At 56.4% G+C, this 17,640-nt stretch carries 20 protein-coding genes and 1 tRNA gene; 2 read left to right on the top strand and 19 right to left on the bottom strand.

Features of this window, described 5'->3' with window-relative positions; genetic code table 11:
- Window positions 1-651: 651 nt before the first annotated feature.
- The 8 genes from PHX60_RS08115 to PHX60_RS08080 all read right to left on the bottom strand — a co-directional run bounded on the left by PHX60_RS08115 (window position 652) and on the right by PHX60_RS08080 (window position 6,518).
- The gene (locus PHX60_RS08115; RefSeq protein WP_300076578.1) at window positions 652-1,875 is read right to left on the bottom strand and encodes a zonular occludens toxin domain-containing protein; all 1,224 of its coding nucleotides are present in this window, start codon (window positions 1,873-1,875) and stop codon (window positions 652-654) included.
- Window positions 1,875-2,159, bottom strand: a complete 285-nt coding sequence (locus tag PHX60_RS08110; protein WP_300076576.1) for a DUF2523 domain-containing protein — start codon at window positions 2,157-2,159, stop codon at window positions 1,875-1,877. The genes PHX60_RS08115 and PHX60_RS08110 overlap by 1 nt, the downstream gene beginning before the upstream one ends.
- On the bottom strand, window positions 2,159-3,376 hold the full coding sequence (locus PHX60_RS08105; RefSeq protein WP_300076574.1) for a virulence factor TspB C-terminal domain-related protein: 1,218 nt from the start codon (window positions 3,374-3,376) through the stop codon (window positions 2,159-2,161). Before PHX60_RS08105 ends, PHX60_RS08110 begins: the two co-directional genes overlap by 1 nt.
- Window positions 3,377-3,517: 141 nt before the next feature.
- Entirely contained in the window at window positions 3,518-3,868 is a 351-nt protein-coding gene (locus tag PHX60_RS08100) for a hypothetical protein (protein WP_300076572.1), read from the bottom strand.
- Between the two features lie 9 nt (window positions 3,869-3,877).
- Window positions 3,878-4,102, bottom strand: a complete 225-nt coding sequence (locus PHX60_RS08095; RefSeq protein ID WP_300076570.1) for a major capsid protein — start codon at window positions 4,100-4,102, stop codon at window positions 3,878-3,880.
- A 176-nt stretch (window positions 4,103-4,278) separates the two neighbouring features.
- Window positions 4,279-4,575 (bottom strand): hypothetical protein, encoded by a 297-nt coding sequence (locus PHX60_RS08090; protein ID WP_300076568.1) that lies wholly within the window; start codon window positions 4,573-4,575, stop codon window positions 4,279-4,281.
- A gap of 8 nt (window positions 4,576-4,583) precedes the next feature.
- A complete protein-coding gene (locus PHX60_RS08085) occupies window positions 4,584-5,813 on the bottom strand; it encodes a phage/plasmid replication protein, II/X family (protein ID WP_300076566.1) in 1,230 nt (409 codons plus the stop codon).
- Between the two features lie 183 nt (window positions 5,814-5,996).
- A complete protein-coding gene (locus PHX60_RS08080) occupies window positions 5,997-6,518 on the bottom strand; it encodes a hypothetical protein (RefSeq protein WP_300076564.1) in 522 nt (173 codons plus the stop codon).
- An 88-nt stretch (window positions 6,519-6,606) separates the two neighbouring features.
- On the opposite strand from PHX60_RS08080, the gene PHX60_RS16005 reads away from it, so the two are divergent.
- The gene (locus tag PHX60_RS16005) at window positions 6,607-6,942 is read left to right on the top strand and encodes a YdaS family helix-turn-helix protein (RefSeq protein ID WP_366144372.1); all 336 of its coding nucleotides are present in this window, start codon (window positions 6,607-6,609) and stop codon (window positions 6,940-6,942) included.
- Here the strand turns inward: PHX60_RS16005 and PHX60_RS08075 are convergent.
- From PHX60_RS08075 to PHX60_RS08055, 5 genes are all read right to left on the bottom strand, one after another.
- Window positions 6,910-7,002 (bottom strand) — tRNA-Ser (locus PHX60_RS08075). The genes PHX60_RS16005 and PHX60_RS08075 overlap by 33 nt on opposite strands.
- Before the next feature lie 42 nt (window positions 7,003-7,044).
- Window positions 7,045-8,313 carry an aspartate kinase gene (locus PHX60_RS08070; RefSeq protein WP_300076562.1) on the bottom strand — a complete coding sequence of 423 codons (1,269 nt, stop codon included), beginning with the start codon at window positions 8,311-8,313 and terminating at the stop codon, window positions 7,045-7,047.
- Window positions 8,314-8,409: 96 nt separating this feature from the next.
- Window positions 8,410-9,351, bottom strand: coding sequence for a tRNA lysidine(34) synthetase TilS (gene tilS / locus PHX60_RS08065; RefSeq protein WP_300076560.1), 942 nt, complete (start codon window positions 9,349-9,351; stop codon window positions 8,410-8,412).
- 21 nt (window positions 9,352-9,372) lie between these two features.
- Entirely contained in the window at window positions 9,373-10,350 is a 978-nt protein-coding gene (locus PHX60_RS08060) for an acetyl-CoA carboxylase carboxyltransferase subunit alpha (RefSeq protein ID WP_300076558.1), read from the bottom strand.
- Window positions 10,351-10,403: 53 nt separating this feature from the next.
- A complete protein-coding gene (locus PHX60_RS08055; protein WP_300076556.1) occupies window positions 10,404-11,156 on the bottom strand; it encodes a DNA-3-methyladenine glycosylase 2 family protein in 753 nt (250 codons plus the stop codon).
- Between the two features lie 137 nt (window positions 11,157-11,293).
- Here PHX60_RS08055 and lysM point away from each other — a divergent pair, with 137 nt between their 5' ends.
- On the top strand, window positions 11,294-11,800 hold the full coding sequence (gene lysM, locus PHX60_RS08050; protein ID WP_300076554.1) for a peptidoglycan-binding protein LysM: 507 nt from the start codon (window positions 11,294-11,296) through the stop codon (window positions 11,798-11,800).
- 19 nt (window positions 11,801-11,819) lie between these two features.
- On the opposite strand, the gene PHX60_RS08045 is transcribed toward lysM, so the two are convergent.
- The 6 genes from PHX60_RS08045 to pth all read right to left on the bottom strand — a co-directional run bounded on the left by PHX60_RS08045 (window position 11,820) and on the right by pth (window position 17,440).
- The gene (locus PHX60_RS08045) at window positions 11,820-12,236 is read right to left on the bottom strand and encodes a rhodanese-like domain-containing protein (RefSeq protein ID WP_300076552.1); all 417 of its coding nucleotides are present in this window, start codon (window positions 12,234-12,236) and stop codon (window positions 11,820-11,822) included.
- Window positions 12,237-12,298: 62 nt separating this feature from the next.
- A complete protein-coding gene (gene rapZ, locus PHX60_RS08040; protein ID WP_300076550.1) occupies window positions 12,299-13,177 on the bottom strand; it encodes an RNase adapter RapZ in 879 nt (292 codons plus the stop codon).
- Window positions 13,174-14,862: a DNA repair protein RecN gene (gene recN / locus PHX60_RS08035; RefSeq protein ID WP_300076548.1), complete on the bottom strand. Its 1,689-nt coding sequence runs from the start codon at window positions 14,860-14,862 to the stop codon at window positions 13,174-13,176. Before recN ends, rapZ begins: the two co-directional genes overlap by 4 nt.
- A 2-nt stretch (window positions 14,863-14,864) precedes the next feature.
- Window positions 14,865-15,761: an NAD kinase gene (locus PHX60_RS08030; RefSeq protein ID WP_300076546.1), complete on the bottom strand. Its 897-nt coding sequence runs from the start codon at window positions 15,759-15,761 to the stop codon at window positions 14,865-14,867.
- A gap of 67 nt (window positions 15,762-15,828) precedes the next feature.
- A complete protein-coding gene (hrcA, locus tag PHX60_RS08025; protein WP_300076544.1) occupies window positions 15,829-16,833 on the bottom strand; it encodes a heat-inducible transcriptional repressor HrcA in 1,005 nt (334 codons plus the stop codon).
- Window positions 16,823-17,440, bottom strand: coding sequence for an aminoacyl-tRNA hydrolase (gene pth, locus PHX60_RS08020; RefSeq protein ID WP_300076542.1), 618 nt, complete (start codon window positions 17,438-17,440; stop codon window positions 16,823-16,825). Before pth ends, hrcA begins: the two co-directional genes overlap by 11 nt.
- Window positions 17,441-17,640 lie beyond the last annotated feature (200 nt).

Genomic DNA, 17,640 nt, shown 5'->3' with positions numbered 1-17,640 from the left:
CCTTTTAATTGCTGGTAGATGAGTGCCGCTAATGTCTATGTCCGCGCATTGGGCCAGTAGTGTCTATGTCCGCGCACTCAGGCGCTAATGTCTATGTCCGCGCATTGTGTCAATCATCTACCAGCAATTAAAAGTCTCAATGTTTCACACTAACGATCCCTAACGCGGGGACACGCGCCCAGTAAAAATGGGAGTTGATTCAAAGGCCCAGCTAACCCCCCGGCCCCCTCTACACGAGGGGGAGGGACAGCCAGTAAACAGGCGCGGAAGAGCGGCAGCGATATGCGAACGCATCAGCACGCGACGAGCTGCATTGATACGCGAACGCAGCACGCGACGAGCAGCAGCGATACACGACACGCAGCGCACGCGAACAGGCATTAGCTAGTAAGTGACCGCAGGTAACCATCAGGGGCTACGCCCCCGATACCCCCCAGCGCGTACACGAGCAGCGCGCGACCAGGCACAACACGCAGCGCGCGAGGCACAACGCAGCGCAAAAAACGGTTTTCCAACCACAGAAAACAACTAAAAACAATAAGGGTTTGTACCTATTGACAAAAATATATATTGAAAAATCTTTACTTTTTGATTGACTTTTCAAAAGTCAATAGTTTTTATTAAATTTTTTAATTATTTTTTTAGGGGGTTTTATGTATGACGGTGGGGGTTTAGCAGGTTGGGCGGTGGCAGTGTTCCAGCGCTACCCGTGGGCAGTGTCGGGTGGACTGGTGACCCTGCTGGCAGCACTGGGGGCGGTGCTGCATCGGCTTTGGGGTTTATGGAGCCGCCGACGTTCAAGGGGGCCATCGTTGCGGTTGCGGTCTGCACAGGAGCAGGCGCGGTTTGAGCCGGTGCGGACGGTGTACCAGCCGAAGGTGTTCCGGGGGCAGCGGCAGCCGCCTGCACCTTGACGGTATAGGGGTCAAATGGAGGGTTATCAAGCCAAGCGCGGCACTGATCAGAACTCAGCCCGGCATCAGTGCCCTGCTGGGTAACGCACTTGCAGCGGCCCTTAAAGCACACCGCGCCAGTGACCAAGGGCATATTGACGACTTGACGGAGGTGGTCGTATGCGGGAGCGGTTTCAGGCTTATCAGGGACACGAGGAATAAAGGCCGTTCTGTCATCGAGCACGCCCGGAGGCATGGCCGGAGCAGGTTGCGTGCCCGTGTAGGGGTCAAAACCAGCTGCAGGGCCAGAGGAGGCCGCAGCAGGGCCAGAAGCAGTAACAGGAAGAGAAGCTGTAGAGGATGGATTGATTTTGGCCTGTATGGAGCCATAAACACGCCAGCCAAGAAAGCCAAGAACGAGCAGGGCAGCGAGAAACACGAACAGCACCGGCGGGAGGGAACGTTCAGGCTTGACGTGCAGAGAGGCGCTTTTGTATTTGCTGAAAACGTGTTTTGGCAGCCGATAGCGTTTTTTGACTGGGGCAGTTTTCCAGCCGGTGCGACAGTTATCGGCGGTTTCCGGCCACTCATACCACCAGCGCCCGAAGACGCCAATATCACGGAGATGGACATGCCGCCCGACAAGCGCCCGGACATTGGCATGCACAAGGTTTGGGCCTTGGGTGATGATGTAGAAATCCAGCCCACGATGGCGGTGAGTTTCCAACTTTTGGATGCTCTCATGGGCTTTCTGCGTAGGGCCAGAAGGCCGCCAAACAGTTTGCACCTCATCAATCACGACGACAGCACCGTCGGGAACGGTGTCGGGCCAGTTGGAGGGGTCATCCAAGACAATATGGGGGATTTTCAAATCAGGGATGCCGTGGGCATAGATAGCCCGGTCTTTGCCCAAGTCTTCTAGCATCGACACCAGCGCGGCAGTTTTGCCCGCACCTGGTGCGCCGGTGATTAGCGTAATCATTATGCAGCAGTGGTATTAAGTGCAAAGCGCTTCATCATAATCCACGATAAACCAGATATTACACCCCCAGAAAGGATAGACATAGCATCGAAAAAACCAGCCATAGCAAGAAGCTGGAGGGTTTCAGAAGTAAGCCCAGAAAGAGCGAGTTTTGAAGAACTTAAAGCACCATCAATAGCGGATTCAGCTCCTACATAAGTAACAGTACCAATGCCAATAGAGGCAAATAAACGAGATACAAGCGGCCAAGAAATTTTGGCAAGCCATTCAGCAATTGAATCCATTAACTTTTCCTCCCAATTCCAACAAAACTTAGAGTGGCAGAAAGCCAAGCAAGCGCGATTATTATGGGCCTGACACCGTTAGCAAAATCACATAAAGGCTGAAAGGAAAGTTCATAAGAACGACCAGCAGAAGCTATATTAATAGTCCGAGGGGCAGGGCAAGAACCATTAGACGGCCCCCAGCCCTCATCCTTGTTAATCAATAGATTTTTATCGGTATTTTTAAGGGGTTCAGCAGGGCCAAGAGTGCCAAGCTTTTGACAAGCGACAATCTCAGGATGCTTTTCACAAAGTGACTGCTGTTCTTCTGGCTTGGGGTTATCGCCAGCGCCGGGGTCAGGCTGGCTGTTGGGGTCAGCGTTGGGGTCAGGCTGGGGGTTTAGCTCATCAGGAGTGAGAGGGTCTTTTGTAGGCGTGGGGCGATTGACAGGCTGCACATCGACGCGCCAAGGCTCATCAGCGGTAGGGCTTGGGACAATACGGACACCGGGGATGATGTAGGGCTGATTTTGCGGACTAGGGGCCGCGTTGGGGTCGTAGTTGGGATTGGGTACCGGGTCGCCTTGGGGGACAAAATAGGGCTGTGGCTGGGGATTGGTGCCCGGACTGGGGTTAATAACTGGCTGCTCAACAGGTAGGGGTGTGCCCGGTGGCAATTCATTGGGGACTGAATCGGGCATTATTGAGGGGGTGCCGGGTCGGAAAACTTCAGGAGCGAGTTTTCTTTCATATTCTTCTTTTGTAAGAGGCCTAGATTGTTCTTCGTTAGAATTTTTGGTTCTGTTAAGAGTTGTTAGCGTACCGGCAGAAAGACGGCATTGACCCGTAAGTTCTGAAGTTTGAACGAATACAGAACCGGGCCACCAAGAAGCGCAAGGGGGAGAAGAATGAATATGTTGACCTGACCAAGGGTCAGACCAAAGACTATAACCGGAAGAAATATCTCCTTTAGTCATCCATTGCTGGGAAGCCTCATCCCATATAACTTTAGCAGCAGAAAGCCAAGAAACAACGCCGAGAGCAAAACGAAGTTGAGGATTAAGAAAGAGAGCAGCAGCAGCAAACCGAGGAGCATTAGCAGCGAGCTTCATTGAAGCCGGAACTTTAATAGTTTGACCACCAACATTAAGCGAAGGATTAACGCGCACAGTTTGATTAACCCATGCCTCATTAGCGGCTTTTGCGTAACCCCAACGCGCAGGGGATGCCGTGGGCATAGGCGCAAAGCCCGGAGGAGGGGCCAGTTGGGCATAGCCCGCATGGGCAGAAGCCCCAGCAAGGGCCAACAGGCCCGCGAATACTATGCGCGAAAGGCGAGCCATGCAGCCCCCAATATAGCGGCAGCGACCGCATAAAACTCAGGTGTTGCCATAGTCTGACCGGGTTTCAGATTCGCCCCAGATGGAGCGAGCAAGCACAGAAAGGCCCCATGCAGCCAGCCAAACCAACACGATGGCCCAAGACAAGGAAAGGGCATCAGAAGCCGTTAAAAGGCCGCAGGGTTGAGGCTGGAGGGTTACGGTAGAGACCAGAGGAGCGCCCCCGGCCAGAGGGGTCAGCGTGTAGGTGATGGCGGTATCCGTGACGGACTGGACACCGACAACACGAGCGGTACCACCATCGACGATAACCGCCCCGACTTGAGACGATGCCAGCGCCGACAGAGCGCCAGCCTGGGAGCTGTAGCAAGCGGCACCGGCTTGGAACATTGCAGGCCCTTAGATAGCGCGGCGAATGAACTTGAAGGCGGCAATGGCGATAATCACCACCAGCACCAAACCGCCCATAGAGACGGCATCTTCTTTTGCGGAATCGAGAGCATCAGTAACACCAGCTGGCAAAGCAGCATGGGCTTGGCCAGCCAGCATCAGGGCACCTGCACCAGTGGCAGCAGCGGCATTGCGGACAGAAGGAACAAAACGGCTTTTCACAAAGTTGGTCATGATTGAAATCCTAAAAATGGTTGAAAAATGATGCAGGGATTGCACCCGGAGGCCCTCGGCGTTTCGCAACGTTGGAGGGCTACCGGCTGAAATCAAACAGCAAGATACGCAAGCGCAGAGGTGAAACCGTACCCGGCAAAAATGCTAATAAAAAGCAGAGTAAGGTTTTTCATGGTTTATGCAGCAGGTAAAGACTTGCTAGGGGTTTTAAGAGTGGGGAGGGCATCTTTATCCACGAGGCAAAGGCCAGCTTTACCGTTCATAAACCATTGTTTAATCTCTACCACAATTTCCTGACCTTTGAATTTTTGCCAATGTTCAATATTCGCAATGTTCGCCTTCAGCTTCAAAATGTCACCATCACCCTTAGAGTCAGTGTCCATAATGCCGACCAAAAGGTCAGTTTGTGATTTTCCATCACGAGTAGATGTTTTTGGGGTAAGAATCAAAAGATTGCCGATAGCGTATTTCATAAAAGACCTCAAGCAGCAAGAGAAATGAACGAAGGGGAGGGCATACGGTAAAAATCAGGAGGGGCCACAGGGCCAAGGGTGATAATTTTGGTGGGTTGAGCGAGCCGGACAACGTTAGACTTGATAGCAATGTCCACGCCGTAGGGCAGCAAGGCGACACGGTGGCGGTAAAAAGTAGGGCGAGAAAGATGTTTAGCGACATCATCCCCGGCTTGCCACATGCGGTAAGTGGCTAAAAACTGTTTAGGCAACTCAGAAAGCTGGTCAGCTTCGCAGGTGGCACGGGTAAAAACTTCCTGTCTTTTCTGAAAATCGGCGTGAATTACGTTCATATTAAAGCCCCCAAGGTAGTTAAGGCCAGCATCAATTAAATAAGTGGATTTATATGTGGTTTCAAAGCGGACGAGGCCAATGTCCGAACACCATTGTGCTAATTCGATTATATAGGGGTCGTGAGGTTTAGAAAACTGGGTAGTTTGCTTTTTAAATTTATTAGGGTTGCCGATATGTTTGAAAAGTTCAGGGCCTTTTAAATAGGCTTTGGAATAAACCCGCCGAGAGCCACGGCCAAAGTCCACGGTTTCGCCTTCGCCATGAGTGCCCGTTTTCAAGCGTGATGCCTGCTGGCTGGCAAGGTGGCGCATGAAGGCATAAGCGTTATCACGCGAGCCAGCAGCGAAGTTCTGGGTGATGTCTATGCGGGTGATGCGGGCACCCGTCCAAGTAGGCCGCCAGTCCCCAGTTTTGCTATCGCCGACACGCTGGTCAACGGAGCGCACGCCGGGGGTGAAAGAGGGAAGGCCCAGAGTGTGCAAAAAGGCGTTGATACGGTCTATGCACTGCGCCAGAGTAAAGCCAAAGACGTTATCAGGCCGCCCGAACTTAGAAACGTTACCTTCGAACCAAACGGTTTCACCATCACAGCGGACAAACAGGGCGGTTTCGTGGCTACCCTCCACACGAAGCTTTTTCAGGGTCGTGGACTCATGCACGCCGTGGGCATCGTAGCGAACAAAAGCGCCATCGTTGACCAGCGGCAGGCCTTGGCCGTGGCCGTGGTGTTGGTAGAGGCTCAACCAATCGCAAAAAGTGCCCTGTTCTTGCTGCAAAAATGATAGCGCATCGTTTTCACAATGCGATAAAAAATGATGATTTGTCTCACCGGTGAGACTAAAGTGACGTGTTACATACACGTCACTTTCTGGGAGCCGGGGAAAAGTTGCCGAAACCAAAGACATCAGAACCCCCCCCGAGGAAGGCCCGAACGGTCAAGCGCCAGAAATTCCAGCGCAGTCGGGCAAGTGTCAGCAGGGGCAGAATCACAGGGCGCGGCAGGATGCAAGAGGAGCAAGCCGCAATAGGGGCAAGCCTCCCACAGGCAAGCATCATCGGGAGCGAAGTCCAGGGGGAAGGAGAGGTCATCAGCCATGATGCAAACCACGAACAGGACGAAACACAAAAGCCACAGAAGGGCTATCAAAGGCAACACGGTAGCCGTGGGCACGCAAGACAGCTAGATAGCCCTGAAACGCCTTGAGTGACCAGAAAGGCATAAGACCATCGCCATCACGACGATGAAGCATCCCAGAAGGCAGATAGGCAACGAAAGAAGGGGGGCCATATTTGCGAACAACCGCAGAATGGGTAACGAGAACTGGCAAGGGAGGGGGAGCAAGAACGCCAGTGTTAGCAAAAAGCAAAAATGCGTGCCAGCACTGGCGAGGAGTAGCAGAGTCAGAATCAGGCAGACCGAACAAGTCAGCAGCGCAGTCAATCCAGAAACGGCAGGTGTCTTCTGTCTGGCTATCGAACCAGTTAACGATAGGGTCGTCAGAAAAAAGAAAATCCCCCTGCGCCGGTAGGCCCGGAGCGTCCAGACTTAGGGCGCTACTGGTTACAGCAGGGGAATTCTCAGGAAAGAGTGTAGTGGTATTCGGGTGCATGGACGCTCCTAGGTGTAAAGTTGAAGTTACAAACTTCCATAACAAAATGTTAGGAAGCCGAAACATAACATAATGTTAGGAAAAAGCCATGCAAATATCCGAGTTAATCAATCAAGCATGTAAAAAAGTAGGAAGCAGCACGAAGCTAGCAGAGGTGCTAGAAGTGCCGCAGCCAGCAATATCAATGTGGAAAAACGGCAGCAGGCCATGCCCACCAGAAGACCAAGCACGCATAGCCGAGCTGGCAGGGTTTGACCCACTAGCAGCCCTTGTGGGAGCAGTGTTGGAGCGGCACGCAGGCACGGCCAAGGGGGAGGCGCTTTCTCGCGTACTGGGAAAGTGGGCACCAAAGCAAAAAGCCCCTAGCGATGGGCTAGGGGCTGATGCAAATTGGCGGAAACGGAGGGATTCGAACCCTCGATGAGGCTCTACACCCCATACTCCCTTAGCAGGGGAGCACCTTCGGCCACTCGGTCACGTTTCCAATCCTCTCATTATACCCTGATTTTCAGGGTATGCGCCAGAATTACTCGGCGGCTTTGTCCAGACCGAAGGCGGTGTGCAGGGCGCGCACGGCCAGCTCCAGGTACTTCTCGTCAATCACCACCGAAGTTTTGATTTCGGAAGTAGAAATCATCTGGATGTTGATGTTTTCTTGGCTCAGCACGCGGAACATGGTGCTGGCGATGCCTACATGGCTACGCATACCGATACCGACGATGCTGACCTTGCAAATGTGCGGGTCACCCACTACTTCTTGGGCACCCAGCTCGGGCACTACCTTGGTACGCAACAAATCGAGTGCGCGCTGGTAGTCGCCTTGGTTGACGGTAAAGCTGAAGTCGGCCTTGCCGTCTTTGCTGATGTTTTGGATGATGACATCGACTTCGATGTTGGCATCTGCCACCGGGCCGAGGATGCGGTGGGCAATACCGGGGGTGTCGGGCACACCCAGCACCGAGATCTTGGCTTCGCCACGGTTGAACGCGATGCCGGACACAACGGCTTTTTCCATTTTTTCGTCTTCCTCAAAAGTGATGAGCGTGCCCGATTGGGCTTCTTCGGCCAGGTCAATATCCCAAGGCGTGAAGCTGGACAGCACGCGCATGGGCACTTTGTACTTGCCAGCAAACTCGACCGAGCGAATCTGCAACACCTTGCTGCCCAAGCTGGCCATTTCCAGCATTTCTTCAAAGCTGACGGTGTGCAGGCGGCGCGCAGCGGGTACCACGCGCGGATCGGTGGTATAGACACCATCCACATCGGTGTAAATCAGGCATTCGTTGGCCTTCATGGCGGCGGCAATGGCCACCGCCGAAGTATCCGAACCACCACGGCCTAAAGTGGTGATGTGGCCAGCATCGTCGATGCCCTGAAAGCCCGTAATGACCACCACTTTGCCAGCATCCAAATCAGCGCGCACACGCTGGTCGTCAATCGACTCGATGCGGGCTTTGGTGTAGCTGCTGTCGGTGCGTACCGGCACTTGCCAGCCGGTGTAGCTGATGGCTTCCATGCCCTCGGCTTGCAGGGCAATGGCCAGCAAGGCGGACGAGGCTTGCTCGCCGGTGGCGGCCAGCATGTCGAGTTCGCGGTGGTACGCTGCGCTGGCTGGGGTGGGGGCCAATTCGCCCGCCAGACCGAGCAGGCGATTGGTCTCGCCGCTCATGGCGCTGGGTACAACCACCATCTGGTGGCCTGCGCGCGCCCATTTGGCCACGCGTTTAGCAACGTTGCGGATGCGCTCGGGCGAACCCATCGACGTGCCGCCATATTTATGAACGATCAATGCCATTGGAGATGTGTGGTGACGAAACCCAGAGGGCGCGGCGCAGGTTGAACAATGTTTTGGGACGCCGCCGTGTTTCGTGCAAAAGTGGGCCAAAACTGGTCAATTGTACCAATGCAGCACCGCTCCAGCACGAATCACAAAACCGCGCCCCACTTTCAGGTGGATACGGTGGCCGCGTGTCGTGCAAGCCTGTATTTGTTGCTGCAATTGGGCCAGTTGGCTGCTGGCGGGTGTGGTTTGGTGGGCTAGGAGCAGCCAGTGGCGCAAGACATTGGCTTGGCGTGCCACGCTCAGGGTTTGTAGCGCGCGAATCTCGGGTGGATTGCCGACTTGGGCCAGGTCTTGCACGGCCAGCTCCAGCAATAATTCTTTGGCTTGTGCCGCATGGGATGCGCTGCGCGCAAAGGTAGCCCGAAAGGCCGGAAACACCGCCTCCAGTGCAGGCAGGAGTTGGGCGCGAATACGGTTGCGCGTGTAGCGTTCATCGGTGTTGGTCGGGTCTTCTACCCAAGTTTGCTGCTGGGCTTGCAGCCAACGGCGAATCTCGGCACCGGGCACTTGCAACAAAGGCCGGTACCACATCAAGCCGCCACGTTGCCACTGTGCAGGCATAGCGGCCAGCCCGGCCACACCGGCTCCGCGTGACAGCGCCAGCAACAGGGTTTCGGCTTGGTCGTCGGCGTGTTGTGCCAGCGCGATAGCAGCGGGCACAACAGCATGGGCGGCCGCAGCGGTTTGCAGGGCTTGGTAACGCGCCGTGCGCGCCGCGTCTTCGGGGCTTTGGCCACGGGCATGGCGGGCATCGACCCGCTGCACCGTCAGGGGCACTTGCAGCTGTCCACACAGGGCGATGCAATGCTGCTCGAAACTATCGGCAGCAGCTTGCAAACCGTGGTGAACATGAATAGCAGAGACCTGCCCCGGCCAGCGCCGCGCACAGGCCAGCAGCAGCGCAGTGGAATCTGCGCCACCACTCAAGGCGATGGCCAGCGGCAGCGTTGGCACAAAGGCTGCCATCGCCGCTTCCACAGCGTGGGTCATGGCTGCTCGAGGGCGCGGGTGTTAGCGGCTATTGGCCTTGGTATCGGTAAAACGGCCATAGCTTTGCAAGCGGGCATAGCGGCGCTCGATTAGCTCGTCTGTCTTCAAATCGGCCAGTTGGCGGAAGGCATCCCCCAACGCCCGCTTGAGCAGGGCGGCCATGTGCTTGGTATCGCGGTGGGCACCGCCCACCGGCTCGTTGACGATTTTGTCCACCAGCCCCAGCGCTTTCAGGCGGTGTGCGGTAATGCCCAGCGCTTCGGCGGCATCTTGCGCTTTGTCCGATGTTTTCCAGAGGATGGAAGCACAACCTTCGGGGCTGATAACCGAGTAAATCGAATACTGCAACATCAGCAATTGGTCGCACACGCTCAGGGCCAGCGCCCCGCCGGAACCACCTTCGCCAATGATGGTGGTGATGATGGGCACTTCCAATTGGGCCATCTCGTAGATGTTGCGCCCAATAGCTTCGGATTGGCTACGCTCTTCGGCATCTATGCCCGGAAAAGCACCGGGCGTATCAACAAAGGTGAACACCGGCAGTTTGAATTGCTCGGCGGTTTTCATCAGGCGCAGGGCTTTGCGGTAGCCTTCGGGGCGGGTCATGCCAAAGTTACGCAAGGCGCGCTCTTTGGTGTCACGGCCTTTTTGTTGGCCCAGCACCATGCAGGCGTGGCCGTTAAAGCGCGCCAAGCCACCGACGATGGATTTATCGTCGGCAAAATGGCGGTCACCGTGTAGCTCGACAAAATCGGTGAACAAATCGCGCACATAGTCTAGCGTGTAGGGGCGCTCGGGGTGGCGGGCAATTTTGGTGACTTGCCAAGGCGACAACTCGCTGTAAATGTCCTTGGTAAGTTGTAGGCTTTTTTTGCTAAGTTGGTCGATTTCGTCGGAAATATCGACGGCGCTTTCGTTTTGCACGTAGCGCAGTTCTTCAATTTTGCCTTCGAGTTCGGCAATCGGTTGTTCGAAATCGAGGAAGGTTTTTTTGGCCAAAATGGGTTCTCCTTGTGCGTTCTCGGTGCCGGGTATGGCACGAGCAACGGCGTTCAGGGCGTTAGCGGCTGGGTTTGCAGCGAGCGCCAAATATACCAAGTAGCCACACTGCACCAAGGTTGCCAGGCTTGTGCTACCTCGCGTGCCTCGTGGCGGCTGACCGGGTCGCCAGAAAAATAATTGTGGCTAATGCCTTTGATAAGCCCGGCATCATCCAAGGGCAAGACGTTGGGACGTAGCAGATGGAACATCAAAAACATCTCGGCCGTCCAGCGCCCCACGCCGCGCAATTGCATCAGTTGCTGGATGATGGCTTCATCCTCTAGGGCGGCCCAGCTTTGCGGGCGCAGTTTGCCGGTGGCAAATTGTTGCGCTAGGGCCAGCAGGTAGTCCACCTTGCGCGGCGACAAGCCAGCGACGCGCATCTCTTCTGCGCGCAGTTGCAGCAAATCGGCGGGCAAGATGGTGCGTGGTGGAGCCTCTTCGGTGGCTGGTGCGGCCAAATCCAAGGCCAATTGGGCCACGGTGTTTGCTGGCACCGACACAGCAGCTACCGGCTCCGGCAACAGCGCCAGCAAGCGCTGCCACAGGGTTTGGGCCGCTGCCACGGTAATTTGCTGCCCGACGATGCTGCGCGCCAAGGTGGTGAAGGCATCGCGGCTGGGGCGCACTACATGCTCGCCCAACTGCGGAATCAGGCGGCGCAAGACGCGGTCTTTTTGCCCCAGCTGCGCGCACGCCTGCGCCCAATAGGGTGGCAGGTCGGGGTGGCTGGTGCGGCGGCTGGTTTTTTTGGCTGGTTTCATCAGGTTGTGCGTGAAACCTTAGTGTTCCTGCGGCGCATTATCCCGAGTTTTCTGGCCCCACTTTTTTTACTGCGCCCAGAGTGCCCGTTTAGCGCTACAGTGCAAGCTCCAGGTTTAAGCACTAGAGGAGCATACTGATGGGCGTTTTTAGTTTTATCAAAGAAGCGGGCGAAAAGCTGTTTGGCGGCAAAGAGGCTGTTGCAGCGACTCCCACAGCGGCAAGCACCCCGGCCAGCGATGGCCCGACGCAAGCAGAGCGCAATGCCAAGGCCGCGCAGGCCATTGCCACCTATATTGGCGCACAAAACTTGGGGCTGAGCGCGGTAGAGGTTGACTATGACGGTCTGCAAGGCTTGGTCACGGTGCAAGGCCAAGCCCCCAGCCAAGCGGCCAAAGAAAAGGTGACGCTGTGCTGTGGCAATGTGGCCAACGTGCAGGCAGTGGACAACCAAATGACGGTAGCAGCCCCAGAACCCGAGGCCCAATACCACGATGTGGTGCGCGGCGATACCCTGTCGGCGATTGCCAAAAAGTTTTATGGCGATGCCAACAAGTACCCGAAAATTTTTGAAGCCAACCAGCCCATGCTCAGCCACCCGGACAAAATTTATCCGGGACAAAAACTGCGTATCCCACCGCTGTAAGCCAGCAAAGCCAGCCGTTTTAACCTTGGCGCCAAGGCAGTCCACGCGCGCGCCAGCCGCCGCGCTGGCCTCGGTGGCCTTGCGCGTCTAAGTCGCCCTCAAAGCCCTCTAGGATGTTGTAAGCCTCTAGGCCCAGCTCCGTAGCGCGCTGCGCGGCAGCCATCGAGCGCACACCACTGCGGCAGAGTAGCACTACTTTTTGCCCCTCTGGCGCGGCGGCGCGCAGTTGCTCATCAAAATCAGCATTCATGGCCATGCCGGGCCATTGCTTCCACACCACAGGGCGTGCGCCGGGCACTTCGCCCACCCAAGCGCGTTCGGCATCGCTGCGTACATCGACCAGCACCGCCTGGCCTTGTTGCACCCATTGCCACGCCACCGATGGCGTTACATCACCGGCGTAGCCTTGGGCAGGAGAAAAATCAGTGGTAGACATAAGGCCATCTTTCCTTGAAAAAAAGCAAAAACTCAAAACAACTCAAAACAACACAGGACAGCTTAGGGCAAAGCACGCGCATCCATCTCGCGGTGGCGGCGCAGGGTGGCCCAATCGGGCTGAAAATGCGCGGCCAAGCGCTCGACCAAATACACCGAGCGATGTTGCCCACCGGTGCAGCCAATCGCTACCGTCACGTAGCTGCGGTGGTTGCTGGCCAGCAGCTTGAGCCAATGCTCTAAAAACTGGGCGATATGGGTTTGCATTTGTTCCACCGGGGCTTGTTGCTGCAAATACTCGGCCACAGGGGCATCGAGTCCGGTTAAATCTTTCAGGCCCGGCTCATAGTGCGGGTTGGGCAGCATACGCACATCAAACACAAAATCGGCATCGACCGGTATGCCGCGCTTAAAGGCAAACGATTGGAATACCAGCGTCAGTTGCTGGGGCAGGGCCGACATCAAGCCCTTGATATAGCCCTGCAATTGGGCGGCACGGATAGCGCTGGTATCAATCACGTGCGAATGCTCGCGCAGTTCAGCCAGCAATTCGCGCTCTAGCTCAATCGCTTGGGTGAGGACCCGGCGGCCATCCAGCCCTAACCCTTCGTCGTGCGATAAGGGGTGGCGGCGGCGGGTTTCAGAAAAGCGCCGCACCAGGGTATCGGTGGTGGCATCTAAAAAGATGGAATGCACCACCACGCCCTGCGTGCGTTGCTGCTGCAATGCTTGCGGCACTTGGGCCAAAGAGCCACCACTGCGCGCATCCATCGCAATAGCAACCCGGTTGCCGTGGTGTTGGTGTTCTAGCGCTAAAAAGGCCGACAATAACTCGGGCGGTAAATTATCGACACAGTAGTAGCCAGCATCTTCTAAGGCGCGCAGGGCCACGGATTTTCCTGAACCCGACATCCCCGTAATGAGAGCGATTTCTAGGCTCATAGCGTGGTCTCCAATAGGGTAGAGGTGGCAGGGGCAGTGGTGGCTAAATCCAGCATTTCTTGGGCGTGCGCCAAACTGGTGTTAGACAGCTGCTGGCCGCCCAACATGCGGGCAATTTCGCGCACCCGCTGCGTAGCAGCTACCGGCTGCACGCTGCTGCTGGTGCCTTGGCCATCGCTGTGCTTGACCACCAGCAAATGCTGGTGCGCTTGGGCGGCCACTTGCGGCAGGTGCGTCACGGCCAGCACCTGCCGGTCTTGGCCCAGTTGGCGCATCAGCCGCCCCACGGCTTCGGCCACTGCGCCACCGACACCCGCATCCACTTCGTCAAAAATGAGGGTGGGCGCTTCGCCCAAGGCACTGGTGGTAACGGCAATGGCCAGCGAGATACGCGACAACTCGCCGCCCGAGGCAATTTTGCCCAAAGGCCGGGCCGTGGCTCCGGGGTGCCCGGCCAGCAAAAAAACCACATCATCCACCCCATGCGCGCCCGCTGGGGCGCTGGGACTGAGGGCCACTTCAAAATGACCGCCCGACATGCCCAACAACTGCATGGCTTGGGTAATGGCCTGCGCTAACTGGGGCGCGGCCTTGGCGCGCTGGCGTGACAATTGGCGTGCTGCCGTATCAAAGGCGGTGGCCGTTTGGGCCACGGCGGCCTCTAATCCAGCAATATCGGCGCAGGCCTCTAAGCGTTGCAGCTCTTGCTTCCAAGCCGCCAACAAACTGGGCAACTCCGCTGGTGGACGCTTGTAGCGGCGCGCCAAGGTCAGCCACAACGCCACGCGCTCATCCAGTGCCGCCAGCCCATCGGGGTCTAAATCGACGTGGCGCAGGTAGGCTTGCAAAGAACGCGCGGCTTCTTCGGCTTGGGCCAAGCTAGAGGCCAACAATTCGTGCAAATTGCGAAATTCTGGCTCTAGGTGCGACTGCTCTTGCAGCAATTCACCGGCGCGCGATAAACCCGATAGTGCGCCGTGGTCTTCGCCATCGAGCCACTCTGCGGCAGCATGGGCGGTATCTAACAGGGCTTGGGCGTGGCTCAGGCGCGTATGTTGGGCGTTGAGTTCTTCCCACTCGTCGGCAGCGGGGGCCAGCTTGTCGAGTTCGGCAATTTGCCACAGCAGGCGCTCGCGGTCGCGTTCTAGGTGTTCTTGCGCGCTTTGGGCTTGCTCTAGGGCTTTGCGCGCTGCGCGCCAGCGTTGCCAGCACTCGGCCACCGCTTGGCCCGACAGGCCAGCATAGGCATCGAGCAGGCCGCGCACCGCCTCGGGGCGGGTCAGGCTTTGCCAAGCGTGCTGGCCGTGAATGTCTAACAGGTACTCGCCCACCGCGCGCAGCTGGGCCGCTGTGGCGGGTGTGCCATTGAGCCAAGCGCGGCTTTTGCCTTGGACATCTAGCGTGCGGCGCAGCAAAATTTGCGCTTCTACGGCAAAGCCGTTTTCTTCTAGCCAAGCCTGTAAAGTGGGCGGGGTATCAAACTCGGCGCAGACTTCGGTGCGGCTGGCCCCTTCGCGCACCAAACCCACATCGGCACGCGCACCCAAAGCCAGTTGCAAGGCATCAATCAGGATAGATTTGCCCGCGCCGGTCTCGCCCGTCAGGGCGGTAAAGCCTGCCGCTAATTCCAGATCCAACTGCTGCACAATCACAAAATCGCGCAGCATGATGCTCCTGAGCGCCATGTTTAAGAACCCCCTTCGTTCCAATGCAATTTTTTACGCAGCGTGTCAAAGTAACTCCAGCCGCGTGGGTGCAAAAAGCGCACGCAATACTCGGCACGGCGCAGCAAAATACGGTCGCCTTGGCGCAAACCAGCCAGCGATTGCATATCAAAATTAGCGCTGGCATCGCGGCCATTGACAATCTCGATGGCAATCTCGGTAATGTCGGCCAGCACAATCGGGCGGTTCGATAGCGTGTGCGGTGCAATCGGCACCAACACCCAGCCGGGCAAAGACGGATGCAACATCGGGCCACCCGCCGACAAAGAATAGGCAGTAGAACCGGTGGGCGAGGCCACAATCAGCCCATCCGCACGCTGATTGGCCACAAAATGCCCATCGACTTCCACGCGCAACTCCACCATGCCTGAAGTAGCCGCCCGGTTCACCACCACATCGTTCATGGCCAAGGTGTCAAACAGGCATTCGCCATCGCGCAGCACCCGGCCATGAATCAGCGGGCGGTGGTCTTCTTCAAATTGGCCATGCAGCATCGGGGCCAAGGTGGTCTGGTAGTTGTCCAGCGGAATATCGGTGATGAAGCCCAGCCGCCCTTGGTTGATGCCAATCAGCGGCGTGCCATAACGGGCCACTTGGCGCGCAATGCTCAACATGGTGCCATCGCCGCCCACCACCAAGCCCAAATCACACTGCTTGCCGATGTCATCGACCTCCAAGGCAGCGTAGCCGGGCAGCTCTAGGTGGGCTGCTGTTTGCGCTTCTAACGATACGGTACAACCCTGGCTACGCAAAAACAGGGCGATGCCCTCTAAGGTTTTGCGCGCATGTTCGGCCATGCCGCCAGCGCTGGGGCTTTGGTATTTGCCGACCAAGGCAATATGTTCAAAACGGGACTTCATGGGCAGAATTACACCACCTTTGCGCGTTAGGCCGCTAATGCAGGCCATAGCCAGCGGTGTAGCCTGTTCAGTGGTGGTGGCTCAGGGCGTTAGACACCAAGCGCGAAGTAATATCCACAATTTGAATCATGCGCTCGTAGGGCATTCGGGTGGGGCCAATCACGCCCAAGGTGCCCACCACCTGCCCATCCACTTCATAAGGCGCACTGACCACCGACAGCTCTTCAAACGGCACGACTTGGCTTTCGCCACCAATGTAGATACGCACCCCTTCGGCTTGCTGCGATACATCTAACAGGCGCAGAATTTGTGTTTTTTGCTCAAACAGGTCAAAAGCGCGGCGCAGGTTGCCCATGTTTTGCGAAAAATCACTCACGGACAGCAAATTGCGCTCGCCAGAAATCACCACTTCTTCTTGTGCCTGCTCAAAGGCTTCGGAACTGACTTGCACTGCCGCCTGCATCAGGGTGGCAATCTCGCCGCGCAGTTGGTCCACCTCTTGGCCTAGGCGCTCGCGCACCTGCTCCATCGCCATGCCGGCATAGTGGCTGTTGAGAAAGTTGGCTACCTCCACCAACTGGCTTTGGGTGAAATCGGTTTCGGACAAAATTACCCGGTTCTGCACATCACCTTCGGGCGAAACAATGATGAGCAAAAAGCGCCGCTCGGATAGGCGCAGAAACTCAATATGCCGAAACACCGAGGTGCGCCGAGGAGCCATCACCACGCCCACAAACTGTGACAAGTTGGACAACAGTTGCGCGGCATTGGCAATCACCCGCTGTGGCTGCTCTGGGGCCAATTGTGGGGTCAAAATTTGCCCCCGGTCTGCCGTGAGCATGGTATCGACAAACAGCCGGTAGCCTTTGGCAGTGGGAATGCGCCCGGCCGAGGTGTGCGGGCTGGCAATCAGGCCCAACGCTTCTAAATCCGCCATCACATTGCGAATGGTGGCGGGCGACAAATCCAGCCCCGAGGCACGCGACAAAGTGCGGGAGCCTATGGGCTGCCCGTCTTCGATATAGCGCTCTACCAGCGCCTTGAGCAACAACTTGGCACGATCATCCAGCATTGGGTGATTCTATGTCGCATTTTTTGGGCCGGGGTGGCTTGGTGGTATGAATCAACAAAGTGGCCTTGTCCATATCGCCTGCCAACAGCGCAGGCAAGGCTTTGAGCGCATGGGCGATGCTGTCCTCTATCAGGTTGCGCTGCTCTGGGGCGGGTTTTTTCAGTACCCAATGCACCACTTCGGCCTTGACACCGGGATGCCCGATACCGATACGCAAGCGCCAATAATCCGGGCTGCCCAATTGGGCATGGATGTCGCGCAGGCCATTGTGGCCGCCGTGGCTGCCGCCGCGCTTGAGTTTGACTTGGCCGGGGGAAAAATCCAGCTCATCGTGGGCCACCAAAATTTCTTCAGGCGCAATTTTGAAAAAGCGCGCCAAGGCCGCCACCGATTTACCCGACAAGTTCATGAAGGTTTGCGGCTCTAGCAACCAGACCGGCTGGCCGTGGAGATTAGCGCGCGCGGCCAAGCCCCAATAGCTGCGTTCGGGTTGCAAAGACACCTTCAGTTCGCGCGCTAAGGCATCTATCCACCAAAAACCGGCATTGTGGCGCGTGGCTTCGTATTCTGGGCCGGGGTTGCCTAGGCCAACAAACAGTTTAATCATTGAGTTCCATCCCAAATAACCCCCATATTTTTGAAAATTCCGTCATCATCCATATAGCCAAAATAGATTTTTAGGTAGTGGTAAAATTACCAATGATTAATTATTTTAAGAAATTTAATGATTGAAGAAAAAATTGTTTATCTCTGTCGTTCATGCAAAAGTGACAATCTTGTAAAAAATGGTCACTCCATGAGTGGAAA

The organism is Giesbergeria sp. (assembly GCF_028686475.1).
In the GTDB taxonomy this organism is placed as follows: Bacteria; Pseudomonadota; Gammaproteobacteria; order Burkholderiales; family Burkholderiaceae_C; genus Simplicispira.
This window is presented reverse-complemented; position numbering and strand designations above follow the sequence as displayed.